Below are 18,911 nucleotides of genomic sequence, written 5' to 3' on the forward strand. Positions count from 1 at the left end.
TACATAAGGGCGCAGGCAGACACGAGGTGCCGGCGCCGGCGACGCGCGGCAGAGACGAGGTGCCGCGTCGTCACCGATCTTACCGAGCGGTTCGGGCCGCCCGCGAAAGGGTTTCCCGGGTCCGTCCCCCTCGCCGCTCAGTCCTCCTCCGGCCCGCAGGTCTCCTCGAAGAAGTCGAGGTGCTCGTGCAGGCCCTTCAGCAGCCGGTCCCGCTCCGTCTCGTCGACCTGGACCGGGACGACCCCGGTGGCGTCGGTGAGGCGACGGAAGCCGCCACGGCTCTCCAGCCGGCCCGCGACCCGGATCGGGAGGCCGGCGAGGTGGGCGTGGCCGGCCGTGCGGTACGCCTCCTCGTCGAGGGCGACCCGGACGTGCGGCACCTCCGCGCCGCCGAGCACCCGCAGCCGCACGATCCCCTCGCCGCGCGGCCCGGAGCGGCGCATGCGGACGACGGCGCCGGTGAGCCGGACCGGCACGGACGGCTCGTCGGTCAGGTAGCGGGCGCTCGCCTCCCGCAGGGCGGGCAGGTCGCCGGGCGAGAACTCGACCGGTTCGGGCCGGGCCGCGCACCCCTCGGGCGCGCCGGCGGCCGGCGCCCACTCCAGGGCGACGCGGGCGCCTTCGGTGCCCCGGACGAGGGCGATGAGCGCCTCGGTGAGCTCGCGGCTGACGCCCGCCTCGACGGCGGCGTCGAAGGCCTCCGTGCCGCCGGTGGCCCGCTGGTAGTCGGTGGCCTCGCGGGCCGCGTGGAGCGCGTGGTAGAGCCGGACGGCGATCGGGCGGCCCGGTTCGACCGGCAGGAAGGCGGTGAGGCCGCGGCCGCCGGGTGCCGCGCCGACGACGACGGTCTCCAGGGAGGCCCGGGCGGCCCGCCGGTGGCGGGCTCCGTGGTAGCCGGCCCGGCCGCGCACGGCCAGGGCGCCGGCGAGGAGGAGCTGGCGGGCGGCGGACCTGAGCTGCTCCTGCACGGTCCAGGGGACGGTGCCGGCCGGGCCCGGGGGCACGTCGCGCCACCAGCGGATCTCGTCGCTGGGCACGGAGAGGCCGGTGAGGACCTCGCGGGCGGAGGGCGCGGCGCTGCGGGCGAGGGCGGTGAGCGCCTCGCCGAGCAGGTCCTCGCAGTCCGGGAAGGCGCGGCTCTCCGGGACGAGGAGGCTGGTGCCGGTGCCGCTGCCGGGCGGGGTCCAGCGGCTGTAGCGGCCCACGGCGCCGCCGCGCCGCCGCCAGCCGTGCCGGGCGAGCAGCGCGCCGAGGACCCTCGGGTCGACCCTGCCCGGGTCGGGCGCGCCCTGGGTGTCGGCCCAGGGCCCGACGGGCGGGGCGGGGACGCCGGTCCAGGGTCCGGGGGTCGCGCCGGGTGCCGGATGGGGCCGGCAGGGCGGGGGGACGGGGCCGCGCCCGGCCCCGTCCCCCTCGTCCCCGAACCCTGGCTCGTCGATCGGTCGGTGCATCAAGGTCTCCCTCCCACCCCGACCCGGGTCATGATCTCGCAGAGCGCCCGGTCGTCGAAGATCCGCGTCGTCGGGATGCGCACGGTGGTCCGGCGCCGTCCCGTGACCGGGTGCCCGGCCAGGTTGATCCAGTAGCAGCAGTGCCGCAGGTCGAGCCGGTCGTGGCTCGCCCTCAGCCAGTCCTCCTGTGACCTCGGGACGAGCATCACGACGAGGATCTTGTGCACGGACACCGGTGTCCGGGCGAGTTTCACCAGGTGGTCGTTGTCGAGGGTGAACGAGAACGCGCCGCCCGGCGGGCGCGGCGGTATCTGGTAGGTGCACTTGAGCTGCACCTTGATGGTCACTTCGTCGTCGACGGTGTGCCCGGGAGCGCTGTGGCTCACGTGCCAGTCGATGCCGTTGTCCGGAAAGGGCTGGGACAGCGAGCAGCCGGCCGCGGCGGCGACGGCGTGCAGGTATCCCACCTGAAGGGTCTCCATGCAGGCGGTGGTGGCGAGTGAGCCGCGCGTCGGTGCCACCCGCTGGGGCGGCAGCCCTCCCGACTCGGGCTGGGCGAGCGCCATGTCGTCTTCCTTCCCCGTCCCTTGTGTTGTGACCGGTCCGCGTACGACGCAAACAGTCCGGGTATCACCGTTTCGGGGCAGGGGGTTGGCCATCTGCCGCACGTGTGCAGGGAGTTCGGGGATGTCGATGCACTGGTACGAAGGGCCCCTGGCCGCTTTCGACACGGAGACCACGGGAGTTGACGTCGAGGAGGACCGGATCGTCTCGGCCGCCCTCGTCGTCCAGGACACGGAGGGGGCGCGTCCGCGGGTGACGCGCTGGCTGGTCAACCCCGGCATACCGGTGCCGGAGGGGGCGACGGCCGTCCACGGCCTGACGGACGATCACCTCCAGCGGTACGGCCGGTGGCCCTCCCCGGTGATGGAGGAGCTGGCGCGCGCGCTGGCCGAGCAGTCGGCGGCGGGACGACCGCTGGTGGTGATGAACGCGCCGTTCGACCTGACGATCCTGGACCGCGAGCTGCGCCGGCACCGGGCGTCGACGCTGGGCGACTACATGGCGGGCAGCCCCCTGTGCGTGCTCGATCCGCGGGTCCTGGACAAGCACCTGGACCGCTACCGGAAGGGCCGCAGGACGCTGACGGACCTGTGCGCGCACTACGAGGTCGAGCTGGCGGGCGCGCACGACGCCGCGGCGGACGCGACGGCGGCGATGGACGTCGTACGGGCGGTGGCGCGGCGCTTCTCGTCCCGGCTGGAGCGGCTGACGCCGGCGGAGCTCCACACGCTCCAGGCGGTGTGGCACGCGGCGCAGGCGCGGGGGCTCCAGGCCTGGTTCGCCCGGCAGGGCACGCCGGAGACGGTGGATCCGGCGTGGCCGCTGCGGCCGGAGCTGCGCACGGCGGCGTGACGGGGCCGGGAACGCGGAAGGCCGGTCCGTCTTTCGACGGACCGGCCTCTCCCGGTGGGCGATACTGGGATCGAACCAGTGACCCCTTCGGTGTGAACGAAGTGCTCTCCCGCTGAGCTAATCGCCCGGGAACGGGTTGAACCATACAGGCCCGCGCGCCCTTCGTTCAAACCGCGCCGAGCAGGGCGGCGAGTCCGCGCCGTCCGCCGCGCATCATCAGGGCGTGGTTGGCGCGGAAGACCGGTCGCCCGGGGACGGCGAGGAGCCGCAGGAGCCGGGCGCGCACCTCCACCTCCTGCTCGTACAGGGCGCGGGTGCCGGCCCCGTCCGCCGTGAGGGTCCAGCGGGCCCATCCCTCCAGGTCCCCGCCGAGGCCGATCTCCAGGACGCCGGCGGCCGGGTCGTGGCGCAGGGCCCGGACGGTGACGAGGAGGTCGTACGGGAGGAGGGAGCGGAAGCGGGCGGTGCCGGTGGTGTCGTCGAGGGGGACGACCTCGCGGACCTGGGGCCACCAGCGGGGGTACTCCTCGGCGCGCCGGAGGACCGCGTAGACGGCGTCGGGCGGGGCGGCGAGCCGCCAGACGCAGCGGAAGCGGTACCGGTACCGGTCCATGCCCCCAGTGTGGACGTACTCAGGCGGGAATCTGAGTACCGGGACGCATTCCCGCCGGCTGTGGCCGGGGCCACACTCCGGGTATGGACAACTCCCTGCCGCCCGCGGACGAGCTGGTGCTCGTCGACCGCGAGCTGGCACAACTCGACGCGCGCCGGTCCCAGTTGCTGGCCCGCCGCGCCTGGCTGGTCCAGGCGCTGTACCCGCCGGTCGCGGCGGCCCCGCTCCACCCGCGGCCGCCGGTCGCGGACTCGACCCCCCGCAGCGCGCAGAACGTGCTGCTGACGCTCGGCGGCACACTGCTGACGATCGCGGCGGTCGCCTTCACCCTGGTGAGCTGGGGCTCGATGGGGATCGGCGCCCGCGCGACGGTGCTGGCCGTGGTGACCGGAGCGGCGCTCGCGGCCCCGGTGGCGCTGCTGCGCAGGGGCCTGGTGTCGACGGCCGAGTCGGTGGCGGCGCTGGGTCTCGCCCTGATGGTGCTCGACGCGTACGCGCTGCACCGGGTGGCGTTGCCGGAGACGGGCGGTCGGGGATACACGGCCGTGGCGTCGGCGGTCCTCGCGGGCGTGTGGACGGCGTACGGCTCGGCACTGTCCCGGCTGCGGATCCCGCTGCCGGCGGCCGTGGTCGCGGCGCAGCTGCCGCTGCCGCTGGGCGTGCTCGCGGCCGGGGGCGGGTCGACGGCCTTCGCGTGGGCGGCGCTCCTGACGGCGACGGCGGACGCGGCGGTCGTGCTGTGGACCCGGCCGGCGTCCGTCCGGATCACGGCGGGCACGGCCGCGACCGCCCTGGGCGGCTGGGCCCTGCTGACGGGCGGATGGCTCTCCCTCGTCTCCCCGGGGGGCGGTGCGCCGCTCCCCCCCGCGGGCGCGGCGGTCATCCTGTCCGCGGCCGGGCGCGCCCCCGCCTTCGCGGTGGCCGCCTCGGCGGTCGCGGGCCTGGCGGCCCTGGCGGCGGCCGGCGGCCTCCTGCGCTCGGTCCTCCCGACGGACTGGGCGGTACCGGGCTACGTCCTCTGCGCCCTGGCCCTGACCTCGGTGTGGCGCCTCGGCGACGCGCAGGCGGGCCGGACGACCCCGGCGGGCGCAGGGTCCGGTGCGGCCGGCGCGGGCTCCGGTCCGACGGCCCCGGCGGACGCGAAGTCCGGTCCGGCGGCGCCCGTCGACGGGGAGTCCGGCCCGGCCGCCTCGGCCGGTGCGGGCTCGGGTCCGGCGGTCCCCGCCGGTGGAGCGTCCGGCCCGGCCGGCGCGAGGTCCGGCCCGGCCGCCTCGGCCGGCGTCGGCCCGGGGCCCACGTCCCCGGTCGGCGCGGCGTCCGGCGCGGCCGGCTTCGGCGGGCGCCTGCCGCTCGGAATACGGCTCGGTCTGGCCGGCGCGGGTGCCGGCGTCGTGGCGCTCGGGGTCGCGTGGGCGCTGCCGCCGGCGGTGGCGGGGCTCCTCGGGCCGGTGGCCCGGACGACCGGGGTCTGGTCGGGCGAGCACACCGCGCGTGCCCTGACCTCCTACCCGGCGACGGCGCTCCTCGTCCTCGCGGCGGCCGCCGCCGCCCTCGCGGTCCTCCCCCGCCTCTGGGCCCGGTGCGGGACCCTCGCCCTCGCCTGGGCGCTCCTGACGGCCCTGCCGGTCTCCCTCGACCTGCCGTACGCGGCGACGCTCGTCCTCCAGCTGCTGACCTCGGCGGCCGCCCTGTGGGCCGCGGTCCGCCCGGGTCCGCTGACGCGCGGCCTGAGTGCGGCCGCCGCGCCGACCGGGCACCACGGATTCCCGGAAGCGGCCGCGCCCCTGCCTTCCGGGCCCGGCACCCCCTGGGCCGCCTGGGCGCCCTCCCCGGCCCGGCGGCCGGCCCCGGAGGCCGCGGCCGTCCTCGGGTGGACCGCGTACGTCGGCGGCCTCGCGTCGGCCGTGAGCGCGGTGGCGCTCGCCCTGGACGTGCGGGGCGCCACCTTCGCCGCGCTCGGCACGGTCCTCGCGCTCCTCACGGGGGTCGCGGTGCTCGGCGCGGACGCGCGCCGGGTGGTCTCCGCCGTCGGTGCGGTGCTCTCGGCGACGGGGCTCGTCCTCGCGGTGGCGGCCGTCGGCGGGTTCGAGGACCAGTGGACGGCGCTGGCGCTGCTGCTCGTCCCGGCGGCGACCGCCGCGCTCGGCTCCAGGGCGCCGCGCCCGGTGGCCCTGGCGGTCGAGGTCACGGGCGGGACCGTGGGGCTGCTCGCCCTCGGGATCGCCGCGTCCAGGCCCGCGTTCCTCGCGTCGGCGCTGGCCCTCGGCGGGGTGATCGCGGCGGCCACGGCCATGCGGCCGGAGCGGCGGCGGACCGCCTCGTGGGCGGCGGCGGTGCTGTTCCTGCTGGCCACGTGGGTGCGGCTCGCGGTCTGGGACGTGACGACCCCGGAGGCGTACGCGCTCCCGGTGTCGGTGCCCGCCCTGGTCGTCGGGTACCTGCGGCGGCGCCGGGATCCGGAGGCCTCGTCCTGGACGGCGTACGGCCCCGGCCTGGCGGTGACGCTGCTGCCGAGCCTGGCGGCGGCCTGGGTGGATCCGGAGTGGGCGCGCCCGCTGGCCCTGGGGGGCGCGGCGCTCGCGGTGACGCTCCTCGGCGCCCGTTTCCGGCTCCAGGCGCTCCTGGTGCTCGGCGGTGCGGTGCTCGCCCTGGACGGGCTGCACGAGTTGGCGCCGTACGTGGTGCAGGCGGTGGGCGCGCTGCCGCGCTGGCTGCCGCCGGCCCTGGCGGGGCTGCTGCTGCTCGCGGTGGGCGCCACCTACGAGCAGCGACTGCGGGACGCCCGGAGGCTGCGGGAGCGGCTGGGGCGGATGCGGTGAGACGCCGAAGGCCCGGAGACGAAACCGTCTCCGGGCCTTCGGGCCGGGTGGTGGGCGATACTGGGATCGAACCAGTGACCCCTTCGGTGTGAACGAAGTGCTCTCCCGCTGAGCTAATCGCCCCGGCGCACCGCAAACATTACCGCATGTCAGCGGTGCTTCCGAACCATCGGAAGGTCACTCGTCGATCTTCCACGGCATGACGAAGCCGAATTTCCAGAGGTAGACGCCCAGCAGGGCGGCGATGATCACCAGGCCGACGGTGGTGAGGATGATGTTCCGGCGGCGGACCTTGGGGTCGAGGGCGCGCTGGGCGGCCTCCGTGACCTTGCGCTTGGTCCAGCGGAGCACGAGCTGGGCCCAGACGAACTCGGTCGCCCAGATCGCCATGCCGCCGAAGATGACCAGCCAGCCGGGCCCGGGGAGCGGCAGCATCACCACTCCGGCGCCGACCACGGCGAGTCCCACGATGAAGACGCCGACCTGCCAGCTCAGATGCAGGCCTCGCCGCGACTTGATGAACTCCGGTGCGCGGGATCCCAGTTCGGCGTCCTCGCCGTCCGCGGACTCCCCGGTGCGCTCGTCACTCTCCGCATTCATGCCCTCCAACCTACCGGACGGGAAGCCCCCACCGGAATGGCGGTATTACCGCAGGTCACACACCCCCGTCCGAGGTACCTGAACGCTCACAAAACCGACAGAGGGGTTTACAACGGCACCGGAGGTGGCATGTCGATTTCGCCGACGTGCGAATCCCCGAGCGCACACTGAGCGAAAGGCCCTGGCGCTTATGAACACCACGGTCAGCTGCGAGCTGCACCTGCGCCTCGTTGTGTCGAGCGAGTCCTCACTGCCTGTACCCGCGGGCCTGCGGTATGACACGGCCGATCCGTATGCCGTGCACGCCACCTTCCACACCGGAGCCGAAGAGACGGTCGAGTGGGTCTTCGCCCGCGACCTTCTCGCCGAGGGGCTGCACCGGCCCACCGGCACGGGCGACGTCCGCGTCTGGCCGTCCCGCAGCCACGGTCAGGGAGTCGTCTGCATCGCGTTGAGCTCTCCCGAGGGAGAAGCCCTGCTCGAGGCCCCGGCGAGGGCCCTGGAGTCGTTCCTGAAAAGGACCGACGCCGCCGTGCCACCCGGCACCGAGCACCGTCACTTCGACCTCGATACGGAGCTCTCCCACATCCTGGCCGACAGCTGAGCCAGCCCGAGAGCCGCACGGCGCCGTCCGACTCGGGGAGACGGCGCCGCGCGGACAGTCACATAGGCACGAGATCCGGCGCTCCCACCGCGCAGCCGGCGCGGTGACGGGCGCCGGTGCCGTTTTCCGGGGCGCGCTAAAGTCAGCGCCATTCCGCGGGCGCCCGCCCGCGGCCGGCCAGGGAGCGAATCGTGCTGATCCCCCACGACACCCGGATCGCCCTCGACACCGTCGTCGATCTGATGAACACCGCGCCCCAGGGCGACCGCGCCGACGAGCTCGCGGGCGTCCCGGAGCTCCACGACTTCCTGCGCGCGCACAAGGTCAGCGGCGTGGGCGAGCTCGGCCCCGACGACCTGCGCGCCGTGCGCGAGGTGCGCGAGAAGTTCGCGGCGGTCTTCTCCGCCCCCGAGGCCCGGATCGCGGCCCCTCTGATCAACCAGCTGGTGGCGGGCGCGGGCACCACTCCCCAGCTCACCGACCACGACGGCTACGACTGGCACGTGCACTACTTCGCGCCGGGCGCCTCGGTGGCGGACCACCTCGCGGCCGACTGCGGCATGGCCCTGGCGTTCATCGTCGTGGCGGGCGAACAGGAGCGGCTGCGGCGCTGCGAGGCGCCGGACTGCGGCCGGGCCTTCGTGGACCTCTCCCGCAACCGCTCGCGCCGGTACTGCGACAGCCGCACCTGCGGCAACCGTCTGCACGTGGCCGCGTACCGGGCGCGCCGCAAGGAGGCCGCGGGCTGACCGCCCCGCCCCGGGGGTCAGAGCACGAAGAGGTCGTGCACCGCGGCCATCAGCAGCAGACAGCCGATCACCCCGAGGAAGATCATCAGCGGCGGCTGGGAGAGCGCGAACAGGCAGCCGCGCGGCTCGTCGGCGGGGGCGTCGGTGGCGGCGGGCACGGGCTCCCGCGAGGTATCCAGCATCTCGGGGGGATGATGGCGCACCGCGCGCCCGGCGAATCCCGCAACACGCCCCACCGCGGGGGCCGTTCACCCCTTCCCGTGGATCACGGAAAGGAGGCGGACACCGGAACCGCCAGAAGTGATCAGATTCCGTGCTTCTTCAGAATCGCCTCGATGTCGCTGAAGTCCTCACCGGCGGGCTGACCGGCCTGCGGCTTCGCCGTCACGGCGCGGGAGGGCGCCGACGCGGCCGGGACCACGCCTCTCGGCCCGGCTCCCCCGGCGGCCGCCTCGCGGCCGGCCCGGCGCCGCTCCACGGCCCGGGTGGACATGAAGAGCAGCCAGGCGACGCCGAGCATGCCGAAGCCGGCCCAGGCCACCGGGCTGAAGGCCGTGTCGGCGATCCAGTCGACCGCGCCCGTCATCACCAGACCGAGCGGCACCAGGGCGTAGGCCGCGATCCGGGCGGCGGACAGGAATCGCTTCCGGTACGCCGAAATCGCGGCGATGCCCAGGCCCGCCGCGGACACCGCGGAACAGATGGTCTCGGCGAGCATGCGGTCCTCCAGGTGCCGGGCGGTACGTCCCTTCCATCCTGCACCGCGGGGACGGCCCGGGGCCATGACCCGGCCCCGGTCTCAGGGAGATCTCCGGGTCGTCCCGGCCGGGTCCTCCTCCCCGGCTGCCGGTGCGAGAGACTGCTGCCATGAACGACTCCACCACCGCATCCGCCTCCCCCGTCGTCCTGGAGGCGTGGTTCGACCTGCAGTGCCCCGACTGCTTCCAGGCCCTCGACGACGTCCGCGCGCTCCGCGAGAAGTACGGCGACCGGCTCGACGTGCAGCTGCGCCACTTCCCGCTGGCCAAGCACAAGCACGCGTACGCCGCCGCCCAGGCCGCCGAGGAGGCCGTGGAGCAGGGCAAGGGCTGGCCGTACGCGGAGGCGCTGCTCGCCAGGACCGCCGAGCTCGGCGAGCGGGGCGAGCCGGTCCTCCTGGAGGTGGCGGCCGAGCTCGGCCTGGACGCCGAGGAGTTCGACACCGCGCTGATCGACGGCCGGCACCTGCTGACCGTGGACGCCGACGAGGCCGAGGGCAAGGCGATCAAGGTCACCGGCACCCCGACCTACGTGATCGACGGCGAGCGCCTGGACGGCGGCCGGAGCCAGGAGGGCCTGCGGGAGCGGATCGAGACGATCGCCGACCGCCTCCTGGGGCGGTAGGGCGCCTCAGAGCAGCGGCTTCGCGCTGTTGACGAGGGTCGTGCGGTAGCCGAGCGACTCGTAGAGCCGGATCGCCGGGGTGTTGCCCGCGAACACGTGCAGTTCGATGAGGCGCTCCCCGGCCTCCAGGGCGGCCTGCTCGGCGAGCAGCATCAGGGCCCTGCCGTACCCCTTCCCGCGCTCCCCCTCGACGACCTCGACCTCGAAGACGAAGGCCGTCCCCTTCCCGGGCTCGCGCTCCAGCCGGCCCACCCACAGATAGCCGACGACCTGCCCGTCGCGCAGGCCGAGGGCCACCGTGACGCCCGGGGTCGCGAGGCCCTGCGGGAGGAAGCGGCGGCTGCTGTCCTCGGCCTTGGCGAGCGCCTGTTCCTCCGGCACGCCCCGGTCGATCCAGCTCTGCGCGAAGGCGGCCCGGGACTTCGCCGACCACTCCTCGAACTCCGCCTCGGTCGCCGGGCGGTGCGCGAAGCCCTCCGGGAGCCGCGGCCGCTCGGCCGGCAGCTCCTTGGCCATGTTCCGGCTGCGCTCGGTGTACCCGAGCGAGCGGGCCGTCCGCAGCGCGGCCTCCGCCTCTGCGGGCACCGAGATCTGCACTTCGCCGCAGCCCCAGGAGCGCAGCACCTCCTCCGAGGCGAGCGCCGCCACCGTGCCCCGGCCGCGGCCCCGGTCGGGCTCGTCGACCAGAAGGCGCTCGATCCGGCCGGAGGCGGTGCCGAAGGCCGGATCGGTGGCGAGGTGGACGGAGCCGACCCGGCGGCTGTTCACGCAGATGTCGAAGGTGCGGGAACGGCCGCCGTCGGCGGACTGCTGAAGCGGCTCGGTCGGCCGCAGGGTGGTGGTCATCATGGGTGTTCTACCCACCCGGCCGCCGCCCGTCATCAGGATTTACGCGAGCCGCGGATCCCGGTTCCCGGCCGCCCGCTCGTCGAAGGTCCGCATCGCCTTGGCGGTGACGGGGCCGGGCGCCACCGCCAGTTCGCGGCCGTCGACCCGGTGCACGGCCTGGACGTCGCGCAGGGTCGAGGTCAGGAAGATCTCGTCGGCGCTCTCCAGCACCTCGAGCGGCAGGTCGGTCTCCTCGGCGCCGGTCCACTCCACGGCGAGGGCCCGGGTGATGCCCGCGAGGCAGCCGGAGGAGACGGGCGGGGTGAGGATCCTGCCGTCGACCACGACGAAGACGTTGGAGCCGGTGCCCTCGCAGAGCTGCCCCACGGTGTTGGCGAAGAGCGCCTCGGAGGCCCCCTGCTCGCGCGCCCTGGCGAGGGCGACGACGTTCTCGGCGTACGAGGTGGTCTTGAGGCCGGTGAGGGCTCCACGCTCGTTGCGCGTCCAGGGCACGGTGATCACGGCGGTGGAGTCGGGGCGGCGGCCGGTCTCGCCGAGGGCGACGACCAGGCTCGTCCCGGCGTCGCCGCGCTCCGAGCCGAGCGGCGAGAGCCCGCCGGTGTACGTGATGCGGAGCCGGCCGAGCTCCATCGGGTTGGCCTCCAGGACGGCCGCGCAGGCGCGGCGGACCTCGTCGAGGTCCGGGTCGGGCAGACCGAGGCCGCGGGCGGAGCGGGTGAGCCGCTCGAGGTGGAGCGTGAGAGCAAACGTTTCTCCTCGCTCCGCCTTGACCGTCTCGAAGATGCCGTCGCCGACGGTCAGTCCATGGTCCAGCACGGAGACCCGGGCGGTCTCCGCGTCGTGCAGCCCGCCGTTGACCCAGAGTTTCATCGAGAAGTGGCCTTTCCGCTCGCCTCGCAGGCGTCTGACTCGTAGGCGCCCGACGCTATCGCGACGAGCCGGTCCGCCTTCAGCTCGGTCTCCTCCCACTCGCGCTCCGGGTCGGAGCCCCAGGTGATCCCCGCGCCCGTGCCGAAGCGGAGCACGCCCTCGGGGCGGTCGATCCAGAAGGTGCGTATGCCCACGGCCAGCTCGGCGGTGTCCGCGTCGGCGTCGACCCAGCCGATGCCCCCGCAGTACGGCCCCCTGGGCGCGGTCTCCAGCGCCTCGATGATCCGCAGCGCGCTGGACTTGGGCGCGCCGGTGACGGAGCCGGGCGGGAAGGTGGCGGCGAGCAGCTCGGGCCAGCCGGCGTCCTCGCGCAGCAGTCCGGTGACGGTGGAGACGAGGTGGACGAGGCCGGGGTGCTCCTCGACGGCGCAGAGCTCGGGGACCGCGACGGTGCCGGTCTCGCTGACGCGGCCCAGGTCGTTGCGGACCAGGTCGACGATCATCACGTTCTCCGCGTGGTCCTTGGGCAGGAGGTCGGCGGCGGTGCGGCCGGTCCCCTTGATGGGGCCCGAGGAGATCAGGGCCCCTTCCCTGCGCAGGTACAGCTCGGGGGAGGCGGTGGCGATCTCCACCCCGTGGGCGGGCAGCCGGATCGTTCCGGCGTAGGGGGCGGGGTTGCCCCGGGCCAGGAGCGCGGTGAGGGAGTCGACGTCCGCGCCGGCCGGGTCCGGCAGCGGCGCGGTCAGCACCCGGCAGAGGTTCGCCTGGTAGACCTCGCCGCGCGCGATGTGCTCGCGCACGCGCCGTACGCCCGCGGTGTACGCGGCGCGGTCGAGCGAGGACGTCCAGTCACCGGCGGCGGGTCCGCGCCAGGCGCCCGGGGCGGGCGTGGGGACCGGGTCGGGCCGGACGTCCCCGAAGCGCGCGCAGGTGAGGCGCCCTTCGAAGTCCGCGCAGACGGCCCAGAAGCCTGCGGAGTCCAGCGCCTCGGGATCGTGGGTGACGTCCCGGAGGTCGGTCGCGACGAGGCCGCCGAAGCGGGCCAGAGGAGCGAGGTCGTGCACGCATCGAGTCTAGGTCGGGCGGCGGAGGAGCACCGGGGTCGTGCACGGAGGGGCACGGGAGGCGCACGGAGCGGGGGCTCCCTGCCACCCCGGGAACACGGCGGGTGAACGCCGCGCGAACCCTCCGGGAGGCCCGGCCGGGCACGGGGAAGGGCGCGCAGGTCAGCACGCTGCGGAAACGCGTTTTTGTACTGGCCCAGGAATCCGCTAGAGTTCAACACGTCGCCGGGACGCGCAAGCGGAACGGAAACGACAAGCGGACGTGGCTCAGTTGGTAGAGCATCACCTTGCCAAGGTGAGGGTCGCGAGTTCGAATCTCGTCGTCCGCTCGATGTGGGGGATCTTCCCGAACCCCTGTATTCACTCCTGGTGGAGTGGCCGAGAGGCGAGGCAACGGCCTGCAAAGCCGTCTACACGGGTTCAAATCCCGTCTCCACCTCCAAGGACGATTAGCTCAGCGGGAGAGCGCTTCCCTGACACGGAAGAGGTCACTGGTTCAATCCCAGTATCGTCCACTGGACCCCCGGGTCCTGGATCCTCGGATCCCCCGCGCGATTAGCTCAGCGGGAGAGCGCTTCCCTGACACGGAAGAGGTCACTGGTTCAATCCCAGTATCGCGCACCACAGTTCACGCACCCCTCGGGTGCGCCCGCGCGATTAGCTCAGCGGGAGAGCGCTTCCCTGACACGGAAGAGGTCACTGGTTCAATCCCAGTATCGCGCACACAGTACAAGCACCCCCGGGTGTACCCGCGCGATTAGCTCAGCGGGAGAGCGCTTCCCTGACACGGAAGAGGTCACTGGTTCAATCCCAGTATCGCGCACCAGCAGGAAGCCCCCGGCCGCAGCTCGCGGCCGGGGGCTTCTTCGTGCCCGGTCAGGAGGAGAAGAGCATCCGCCCGAAGCCGCCCCTGCGGTAGTGGCCGCCGTGGTGCCCACCGTGGTGCGGGGCGCCCCAGGCGGGCGCGGCGGGGGCGGGCTGCGCCGGGTAGGCCGGCGGGGCGGGCGGGGCCTGCTGGACCCACTGGGACTCCAGGCGGGTCAGGGCCTCCAGCTCGCCGTAGTCCAGGAAAATGCCCCGGCAACCGCTGCACTGCTCGATCTGGACGCCGTTGCGGTTGTACGTGTGCATGGCCGCATGGCACTTGGGACACTGCATGCTCGGCTCAACTCCCTGACATCGCCGTTCGAATGGTGGCTTCACCTTACGTGGACGCCGAAAGGGCCTACCCGGTTCGATGTCCGGCGATGCGGGCACAGGTGTCGATCATCACTTCCTCGACCTCGTCGAGCGGCCGGCGCTCGGCCGTGGACTTGGCCAGGGCCAGCGCGGCGGTCTGGACCGTCAGCGCCCGCGCGGGCACGTCGAGCCGGTCCCAGGGCTCCGCGTCCACGGCGGGACCGCCCGCCTCCTGGTACGCGCCGAGGAAACGCGTCCAGACGTCGGGCGGCAGGAGGCCGGCGGCGAACCAGGCGGCGGGCCGGGCCAGGTCCCAGGCGGGGTCTCCCAGGCCGAGGTCGTCGATGTCGATGAGCCGCCAGGGCGCGTCGATGCCGGAGCGTGCGGCGGTGCCGTCCGTCCGGCGGGTGTCGCGGACCAGCTGGCCGAGGTGGAAGTCGCCGTGGCACAGGAGCCGGGGCGCCGTCGCGGGACCGTCGGGCACCGTCCGCCAGGCCTCCAGGACCGTGGCCGCCGCCGGATGGTCCGGAGCCGTGCGGCGCATCCGCTCCACGGCGAGGGCCGCCTTCTCCGGGGCCCGCATGTCCGGGAGGCGGCCGGCCCCGCCGGGCGGGGGCGGAGTGCGGTGCAGCAGGGCGAGGAGGCGCGCCGCCTCCTCCCACGGGGCGGCGTCGGGGTCCTCCGGGGCGACGGGCGGACCGTACGGCCAGAGCGTGACCGGGCGGCCCTCCAGCGCCCCGGGGCCCTGCCGCGGCAGCGGGAGGGGCTGCAGGAAGACGCCGCCGACGTCCCGGTGCGCGGCCAGCGCGAGCCGTACGCGATGGGCCTCGGGGTCGGTGCCGGGCGCGTGCGCCTTGGCGACGAGCCCCCCGTGCCGCACGACGGTCCCGTCGTCCCGGTCCGCCAGCACGCCGACGAGCCCGCCCGCGCAGCGGCAGGGCTCGCCGGACGGATGGGCGGCGGTGTGCGCGAAGGCGGCCAGGCGGTGCAGCGGGCCCTGGCCGTCGGACGGCGTGCGGGGTGTCGGGAGTGCTGGGTCCACCCCGGGAGCGTACGGGGAGAAGTGCTCGCCCCGGCGTGCCTCCGCCGGCTCGACGGCTCTTCCGGGAACGCGCGAGGGCCGGTCAGCTCCCCAGCTGACCGGCCCCACGCTGCCGTCCGCCGCACCCCCGTCCCCACGGGGTTGATGGCCGGATGTCCCGACCCGGGCCGCTCTCCCGGGTCCGGGGCGCCGCTCAGCGCCCCAGCATCACGCCCACGGACGACGCCTGTGTGACCACCGCTTCCCAGCCGCCGAAGACGACCACGAGCAGGGCCGCGAGAGGGAGGACCATGGCGGTGGCCACCAGGGGGTGGCGGCGGCTGGAGGGCCGGGTGGTCCGCGATGCCGTGTACGCCATGGTTCCTCTCCTGTCGTGTCTGGCGCGGCGGGTGCGTGACCTCGGGGGACGAGTGCTGCACCCGCCGCATGACCTCAACACTAGGGAGCGGGAGGCCCCGGGACGTCATGCCCGCGTACCGACTTCCGGGCCTCCCGGAGGATGAGGCCCGCCCCTGCGACGTACTCCCCTGGGTGGAGACGGCGGTCCGGAACCCGGGGTCTTCCCGGAGGGGACGGCCCGCGAGTGACATCGCTCACTTCCCCGGACGCCGACTCCGCGGCCAGGTGCGCGGGCCCGGTCCGGCGGTCCCGGGAGGCGCCCCCCGGGGTGTCCGGCCGCGTCCGCGTCCGCACGTCAAGTGGGTTTCCCGGCACGGAGGTTGGGACCCGCCCCTGTTACCGCCGGTTCCCCGGCGTCCCCCTCAGCACTGACAATCGATCCCGGTGCGAGGGCGCGGCCTATGAGCGCGTACGGGCGCCACTACGTAAGCTGTGCCACGTCGAACGGACGAGGGGACGGACATGGCGATGATGCGGCTCCGGCGCGAGGATCCGCGGATCGTCGGGTCGTTCCGGCTCCACCGCAGGCTGGGGGCCGGCGGGATGGGCGTCGTGTACCTGGGATCCGACCGGCGCGGCCAGCGGGTGGCGCTGAAGGTGATCCGGCCCGACCTGGCCGAGGACCAGGAGTTCCGCTCGCGGTTCGCCCGCGAGGTGTCGGCGGCCCGGCGGATCCGCGGCGGCTGCACGGCCCGGCTCGTCGCCGCCGATCTGGAGGCCGACCGTCCCTGGTTCGCCACCCAGTACGTGCCCGGTCCCTCGCTGCACGACCGGGTCGCCGAGGAGGGTCCGCTGCGGGCCGCCGACGTGGCCTCGATCGGGGCGGCGCTCTCGGAGGGCCTCGTCGCCGTCCACGAGGCCGGGGTCGTCCACCGTGACCTGAAGCCCTCGAACATCCTGCTCTCCCCCAAGGGCCCCCGCATCATCGACTTCGGCATCGCCTGGGCCACCGGGGCCAGCACCCTGACCCACGTGGGCACGGCCGTCGGCTCCCCCGGGTTCCTCGCCCCCGAGCAGGTGCGCGGCGCGGCCGTCACCCCGGCCACCGACGTCTTCTCGCTCGGCGCCACCCTGGCGTACGCGGCGATGGCCGACTCCCCCTTCGGGCACGGCAGTTCCGAGGTCATGCTCTACCGCGTCGTGCACGAGGAGCCCCAGCTGCAAGGGGTGCCGGACGCGCTGGCGCCGCTCATCAGGGCCTGTCTGGCGAAGGACCCGGAGGACCGGCCCAGCACCCTGCAGCTGTCGATGCGGCTCAAGGAGATCGCGGCGCGCGAGGCCCAGGGGCTGCCCGTCCCCCGGCCGCCGGCGCAGCGGGAGCGCACCGAGGAGCGGAGCCCCGTCCGGCCCACCGAGCGGTACACGGACCGGGACGTGCCCGGCCGTGGCCCCGAGCGTGAGCGGGGTGCCGAGCGGGGGCGTGGAGCCGGTCCCTCCTCCCGTCCCTCGGCGGGGCCCCGGACCGGTGGCTCGCGGGGGCCGCAGTCCCGTCCCGGGACCCGGCCCGGCGCGCGCTCCACGTCGACGGGGCGCCGGCCCGCCAACCCCCGGCTGCTGCGGCAGCGGCTCTTCGTCTTCGTGGTCGTGACGCTCGTCGTGGCCCTCGGGATCGCCGCCGCGCAGGCCCTGCAGGGGTAGGGGTCAGGATTCCGGGCGGCCCGTCGCCACCGCGTAGAACGCGACGGCCGCCGCCGCGCCCACGTTGAGCGAGTCGACGCCGTGGGCCATCGGGATGCGGACCCACTCGTCGGCGGCGCGCAGGGCCTGCGTGGACAGGCCGTCGCCCTCCGCCCCGAGCATCAGCGCCACCCGGTCCAGGCGGTGCGGGGCGGCCTCGTCGATCGAGGTCGCCTTCTCCGCCGGGGTGAGGGCGAGGAGCTTGAAGCCCGCCTCCCGTACGGCCTCCAGGCCTCGGGGCCAGGCGTCCAGGCGGGCGTACGGGACCGAGAAGACCGCGCCCATGGAGACCTTCACCGAGCGTCGGTACAGCGGGTCCGCGCAGTCCGGGGACAGCAGGACCGCGTCCATGCCGAGGGCGGCGGCGCTGCGGAAGATGGCGCCGATGTTGGTGTGGTCGTTGACCGACTCCATGATCACCACGCGGCGGGCGCCGGCGAGCAGCTCGCCGGCCTCCGGGAGCGGCTTGCGCTGCATCGAGGCCAGCGCGCCCCGGTGCACGTGGTAGCCGGTGACGCGCTCGGCGAGGTCCGGCTGGATCGCGTACACCGGCGCCGGGACCTCGTCGATGACGTCCCGCATGACGTCCACCCACTTGGCGGAGAGCAGCATCGACCGCATCTCGTACCCGGCCTGCCTGGCCCGGCGGATGACCTTCTCGCCCTCCGCGATGAACAGGCCCTCGGCCGGCTCGCGCCGGCGGCGGAGCTCGACGTCGGTCAGGCCGGTGTAGTCGCGCAGGCGCGGGTCGTCGGGGTCGTCGATCGTGATGAGTTCGGCCACGAGGTGATACTGCCTTGTCCGGGGTGCGGTGCCAATGTGTGCGGGGGCGACCTGTCGTCCGGTCGCCCCCGGTCGCGCGGTTGCCGTCGTGCGCGGGTGCGTGGTGTGGGTGTGCGTGGGTGCGTGGTGCGGGTGTGCGCGGGGGTTACTTCGTCAGTTTGTCGGGGCCCTCGGTGACAACCTCGCCGATGACGATGACCGCCGGCGGGCGGACCTCCTCCGCCCTGACCGTCTCCGCGACCGTCGCCAGCGTCGCGTCCACCCGGCGCTGGGTCGCCGTCGTGCCCTCCTGGATCAGGGCCAGGGGGGTGTCCGGGGACTTGCCGTGGGCGATCAGCGCCTCGGCGATCTTCCCGATCTTGTCGACGCCCATGAGGATGACGAGGGTGCCGGTGAGCTTCGCGAGCGACGCCCAGTCGACGAGCGAGCGCGGGTCGTCGGGGGCCACGTGGCCGCTGACCACCGTGAACTCGTGGGCCACTCCGCGGTGCGTCACCGGGATGCCGGCCGCGCCGGGGACCGAGATCGAGCTGGAGATGCCGGGGACCACCGTGCAGGCGATGCCCTCGGCGAGCAGCGCCTGGGCCTCCTCCATGCCCCGGCCGAAGACGAACGGGTCCCCGCCCTTCAGACGGACCACGGACTTGCCCTGCTTGGCGTGCTCGATGAGCGCGTTGTTGATGGCCTCCTGGGCCATGAAGCGGCCGTACGGGATCTTCGCCGCGTCGATCACCTCGACGTGCGGCGGGAGCTCGTCCAGGAGGTCGCGGGGGCCGAGCCGGTCCGCGATGACCACGTCCGCCTCCGCGAGCAGCCTGCGGCCCCGGACGGTGATGAGGTCCGGGTCGCCGGGGCCGCCGCCCACCAGGGCGACGAAGGGGGTGCGGGAGCGGTGCGCGGGCGCGGCGATCGAGCCGTCGCGGAGGCCCTCGACGATCGCGTCGCGCACGGCGGCGGAGCGGCGGGGGTCGTGGCCGGTGAGCACCGCCACCGTGACGCCCGCGTCCCTGCCGGTCGCCGGGGTCCAGGCCGTCGCCGCCTCGGCGTCGTCCGCGCGCACGCACCAGGTCCTGGTCCGCTCGGCCTCGGCCGAGGCGGCGGCGTTCGCGGCCGGGTCCGTGGTCGCCACCAGGGCGTACCAGGCGTCGGCCAGGTCCCCGTCCTCGTACCGGCGCTTGATCCAGGTGATCTCGCCCGTCTCCGCCATCGCGTCCACGGACGGGGTCGCGGACGGGGAGATCAGGGTGATGTCGGCACCCGCGGCGATGAGGGCCGGAAGTCGGCGCTGGGCCACCTGGCCGCCGCCGAGGACGACGACGCGGCGGCCGGCGAGGCGGAGCCCCACGGGGTAGGCGGGGTGCTCGGTGTTCTCTGCCATGGGTGAGCGGCTCCTCGGAGAGCGTGCGGTGCGGG

The 18,911-nt window shown here is 74.7% G+C and carries 20 protein-coding genes and 8 tRNA genes; 12 read left to right on the plus strand and 16 right to left on the minus strand.

Features of this window, described 5'->3' with window-relative positions:
- Positions 1-137: 137 nt before the first annotated feature.
- Both K7G60_RS04715 and K7G60_RS04720 read right to left on the minus strand, forming a co-directional pair.
- Positions 138-1,451, minus strand: coding sequence for a hypothetical protein (locus K7G60_RS04715; RefSeq protein WP_225799514.1), 1,314 nt, complete (start codon positions 1,449-1,451; stop codon positions 138-140).
- Positions 1,451-2,017 carry a DUF4365 domain-containing protein gene (locus tag K7G60_RS04720; RefSeq protein WP_225799515.1) on the minus strand — a complete coding sequence of 189 codons (567 nt, stop codon included), beginning with the start codon at positions 2,015-2,017 and terminating at the stop codon, positions 1,451-1,453. Before K7G60_RS04720 ends, K7G60_RS04715 begins: the two co-directional genes overlap by 1 nt.
- A gap of 121 nt (positions 2,018-2,138) precedes the next feature.
- On the opposite strand from K7G60_RS04720, the gene K7G60_RS04725 reads away from it, so the two are divergent.
- Positions 2,139-2,867 (plus strand): 3'-5' exonuclease, encoded by a 729-nt coding sequence (locus tag K7G60_RS04725; RefSeq protein ID WP_225799516.1) that lies wholly within the window; start codon positions 2,139-2,141, stop codon positions 2,865-2,867.
- 55 nt (positions 2,868-2,922) lie between these two features.
- Here K7G60_RS04725 and K7G60_RS04730 read toward each other — a convergent pair.
- A tRNA-Val gene (locus tag K7G60_RS04730) sits at positions 2,923-2,994 on the minus strand.
- 39 nt (positions 2,995-3,033) lie between these two features.
- On the minus strand, positions 3,034-3,480 hold the full coding sequence (locus K7G60_RS04735; RefSeq protein WP_225799517.1) for an SRPBCC family protein: 447 nt from the start codon (positions 3,478-3,480) through the stop codon (positions 3,034-3,036).
- An 83-nt stretch (positions 3,481-3,563) separates the two neighbouring features.
- On the opposite strand from K7G60_RS04735, the gene K7G60_RS04740 reads away from it, so the two are divergent.
- Positions 3,564-6,299 (plus strand): SCO7613 C-terminal domain-containing membrane protein, encoded by a 2,736-nt coding sequence (locus K7G60_RS04740; protein ID WP_225799518.1) that lies wholly within the window; start codon positions 3,564-3,566, stop codon positions 6,297-6,299.
- A gap of 48 nt (positions 6,300-6,347) precedes the next feature.
- On the opposite strand, the gene K7G60_RS04745 is transcribed toward K7G60_RS04740, so the two are convergent.
- Positions 6,348-6,422 (minus strand) — tRNA-Val (locus K7G60_RS04745).
- 54 nt (positions 6,423-6,476) lie between these two features.
- Positions 6,477-6,899 (minus strand): TIGR02611 family protein, encoded by a 423-nt coding sequence (locus tag K7G60_RS04750; RefSeq protein WP_225799519.1) that lies wholly within the window; start codon positions 6,897-6,899, stop codon positions 6,477-6,479.
- A 190-nt stretch (positions 6,900-7,089) separates the two neighbouring features.
- Between K7G60_RS04750 and K7G60_RS04755 the strand changes: the two genes are divergently transcribed.
- On the plus strand, positions 7,090-7,503 hold the full coding sequence (locus K7G60_RS04755) for an SsgA family sporulation/cell division regulator (RefSeq protein WP_015032345.1): 414 nt from the start codon (positions 7,090-7,092) through the stop codon (positions 7,501-7,503).
- A 191-nt stretch (positions 7,504-7,694) separates the two neighbouring features.
- The gene (locus K7G60_RS04760) at positions 7,695-8,252 is read left to right on the plus strand and encodes a CGNR zinc finger domain-containing protein (protein ID WP_225799520.1); all 558 of its coding nucleotides are present in this window, start codon (positions 7,695-7,697) and stop codon (positions 8,250-8,252) included.
- 17 nt (positions 8,253-8,269) lie between these two features.
- Here the strand turns inward: K7G60_RS04760 and K7G60_RS04765 are convergent, their stop codons facing one another.
- Both K7G60_RS04765 and K7G60_RS04770 read right to left on the minus strand, forming a co-directional pair.
- Entirely contained in the window at positions 8,270-8,434 is a 165-nt protein-coding gene (locus tag K7G60_RS04765; RefSeq protein ID WP_225799521.1) for a hypothetical protein, read from the minus strand.
- Between the two features lie 122 nt (positions 8,435-8,556).
- Positions 8,557-8,970, minus strand: coding sequence for a hypothetical protein (locus tag K7G60_RS04770; RefSeq protein WP_225799522.1), 414 nt, complete (start codon positions 8,968-8,970; stop codon positions 8,557-8,559).
- A 149-nt stretch (positions 8,971-9,119) separates the two neighbouring features.
- Here K7G60_RS04770 and K7G60_RS04775 point away from each other — a divergent pair, with 149 nt between their 5' ends.
- Positions 9,120-9,635: a DsbA family protein gene (locus K7G60_RS04775; protein WP_225799523.1), complete on the plus strand. Its 516-nt coding sequence runs from the start codon at positions 9,120-9,122 to the stop codon at positions 9,633-9,635.
- A 6-nt stretch (positions 9,636-9,641) separates the two neighbouring features.
- Here K7G60_RS04775 and K7G60_RS04780 read toward each other — a convergent pair whose 3' ends face one another.
- The 3 genes from K7G60_RS04780 to K7G60_RS04790 are packed head-to-tail and all read right to left on the minus strand — an operon-like array spanning position 9,642 to position 12,418.
- Positions 9,642-10,481 (minus strand): GNAT family N-acetyltransferase, encoded by an 840-nt coding sequence (locus K7G60_RS04780; protein WP_225799627.1) that lies wholly within the window; start codon positions 10,479-10,481, stop codon positions 9,642-9,644.
- 42 nt (positions 10,482-10,523) lie between these two features.
- The gene (locus tag K7G60_RS04785; RefSeq protein ID WP_225799524.1) at positions 10,524-11,354 is read right to left on the minus strand and encodes an aminotransferase class IV; all 831 of its coding nucleotides are present in this window, start codon (positions 11,352-11,354) and stop codon (positions 10,524-10,526) included.
- The gene (locus K7G60_RS04790; RefSeq protein ID WP_225799525.1) at positions 11,351-12,418 is read right to left on the minus strand and encodes a chorismate-binding protein; all 1,068 of its coding nucleotides are present in this window, start codon (positions 12,416-12,418) and stop codon (positions 11,351-11,353) included. Before K7G60_RS04790 ends, K7G60_RS04785 begins: the two co-directional genes overlap by 4 nt.
- A gap of 256 nt (positions 12,419-12,674) precedes the next feature.
- On the opposite strand from K7G60_RS04790, the gene K7G60_RS04795 reads away from it, so the two are divergent.
- The 6 genes from K7G60_RS04795 (at position 12,675) to K7G60_RS04820 (ending at position 13,244) form a co-directional block, all read left to right on the plus strand.
- A tRNA-Gly gene (locus K7G60_RS04795) sits at positions 12,675-12,747 on the plus strand.
- Positions 12,748-12,786: 39 nt separating this feature from the next.
- Positions 12,787-12,860: transfer RNA gene (locus K7G60_RS04800), tRNA-Cys, on the plus strand.
- A 1-nt stretch (position 12,861) separates the two neighbouring features.
- Positions 12,862-12,933: transfer RNA gene (locus K7G60_RS04805), tRNA-Val, on the plus strand.
- Between the two features lie 34 nt (positions 12,934-12,967).
- A tRNA-Val gene (locus tag K7G60_RS04810) sits at positions 12,968-13,042 on the plus strand.
- Positions 13,043-13,069: 27 nt separating this feature from the next.
- Positions 13,070-13,141: transfer RNA gene (locus tag K7G60_RS04815), tRNA-Val, on the plus strand.
- A 28-nt stretch (positions 13,142-13,169) separates the two neighbouring features.
- Positions 13,170-13,244 (plus strand) — tRNA-Val (locus tag K7G60_RS04820).
- A 50-nt stretch (positions 13,245-13,294) separates the two neighbouring features.
- On the opposite strand, the gene K7G60_RS04825 is transcribed toward K7G60_RS04820, so the two are convergent.
- From K7G60_RS04825 to K7G60_RS04835, 3 genes are all read right to left on the minus strand, one after another.
- Entirely contained in the window at positions 13,295-13,576 is a 282-nt protein-coding gene (locus K7G60_RS04825) for a zf-TFIIB domain-containing protein (protein WP_225799526.1), read from the minus strand.
- Positions 13,577-13,643: 67 nt separating this feature from the next.
- Entirely contained in the window at positions 13,644-14,639 is a 996-nt protein-coding gene (locus tag K7G60_RS04830) for an aminoglycoside phosphotransferase family protein (RefSeq protein ID WP_225799527.1), read from the minus strand.
- A gap of 193 nt (positions 14,640-14,832) precedes the next feature.
- A complete protein-coding gene (locus tag K7G60_RS04835) occupies positions 14,833-14,997 on the minus strand; it encodes a hypothetical protein (protein ID WP_225799528.1) in 165 nt (54 codons plus the stop codon).
- A gap of 503 nt (positions 14,998-15,500) precedes the next feature.
- Between K7G60_RS04835 and K7G60_RS04840 the strand changes: the two genes are divergently transcribed.
- Positions 15,501-16,676 (plus strand): serine/threonine-protein kinase, encoded by a 1,176-nt coding sequence (locus K7G60_RS04840; RefSeq protein WP_225799529.1) that lies wholly within the window; start codon positions 15,501-15,503, stop codon positions 16,674-16,676.
- Positions 16,677-16,679: 3 nt separating this feature from the next.
- Here K7G60_RS04840 and K7G60_RS04845 read toward each other — a convergent pair whose 3' ends face one another.
- Entirely contained in the window at positions 16,680-17,498 is an 819-nt protein-coding gene (locus K7G60_RS04845; protein ID WP_225799530.1) for an RNA methyltransferase, read from the minus strand.
- A 145-nt stretch (positions 17,499-17,643) separates the two neighbouring features.
- Positions 17,644-18,876, minus strand: coding sequence for a uroporphyrinogen-III C-methyltransferase (gene cobA / locus K7G60_RS04850; RefSeq protein WP_225799531.1), 1,233 nt, complete (start codon positions 18,874-18,876; stop codon positions 17,644-17,646).
- Between the last annotated feature and the right edge of the window lie 35 nt (positions 18,877-18,911).

The sequence above is a fragment of the Streptomyces sp. NK15101 genome, from assembly GCF_020400725.1.
Taxonomy (GTDB): Bacteria; Actinomycetota; Actinomycetes; order Streptomycetales; family Streptomycetaceae; genus Streptomyces.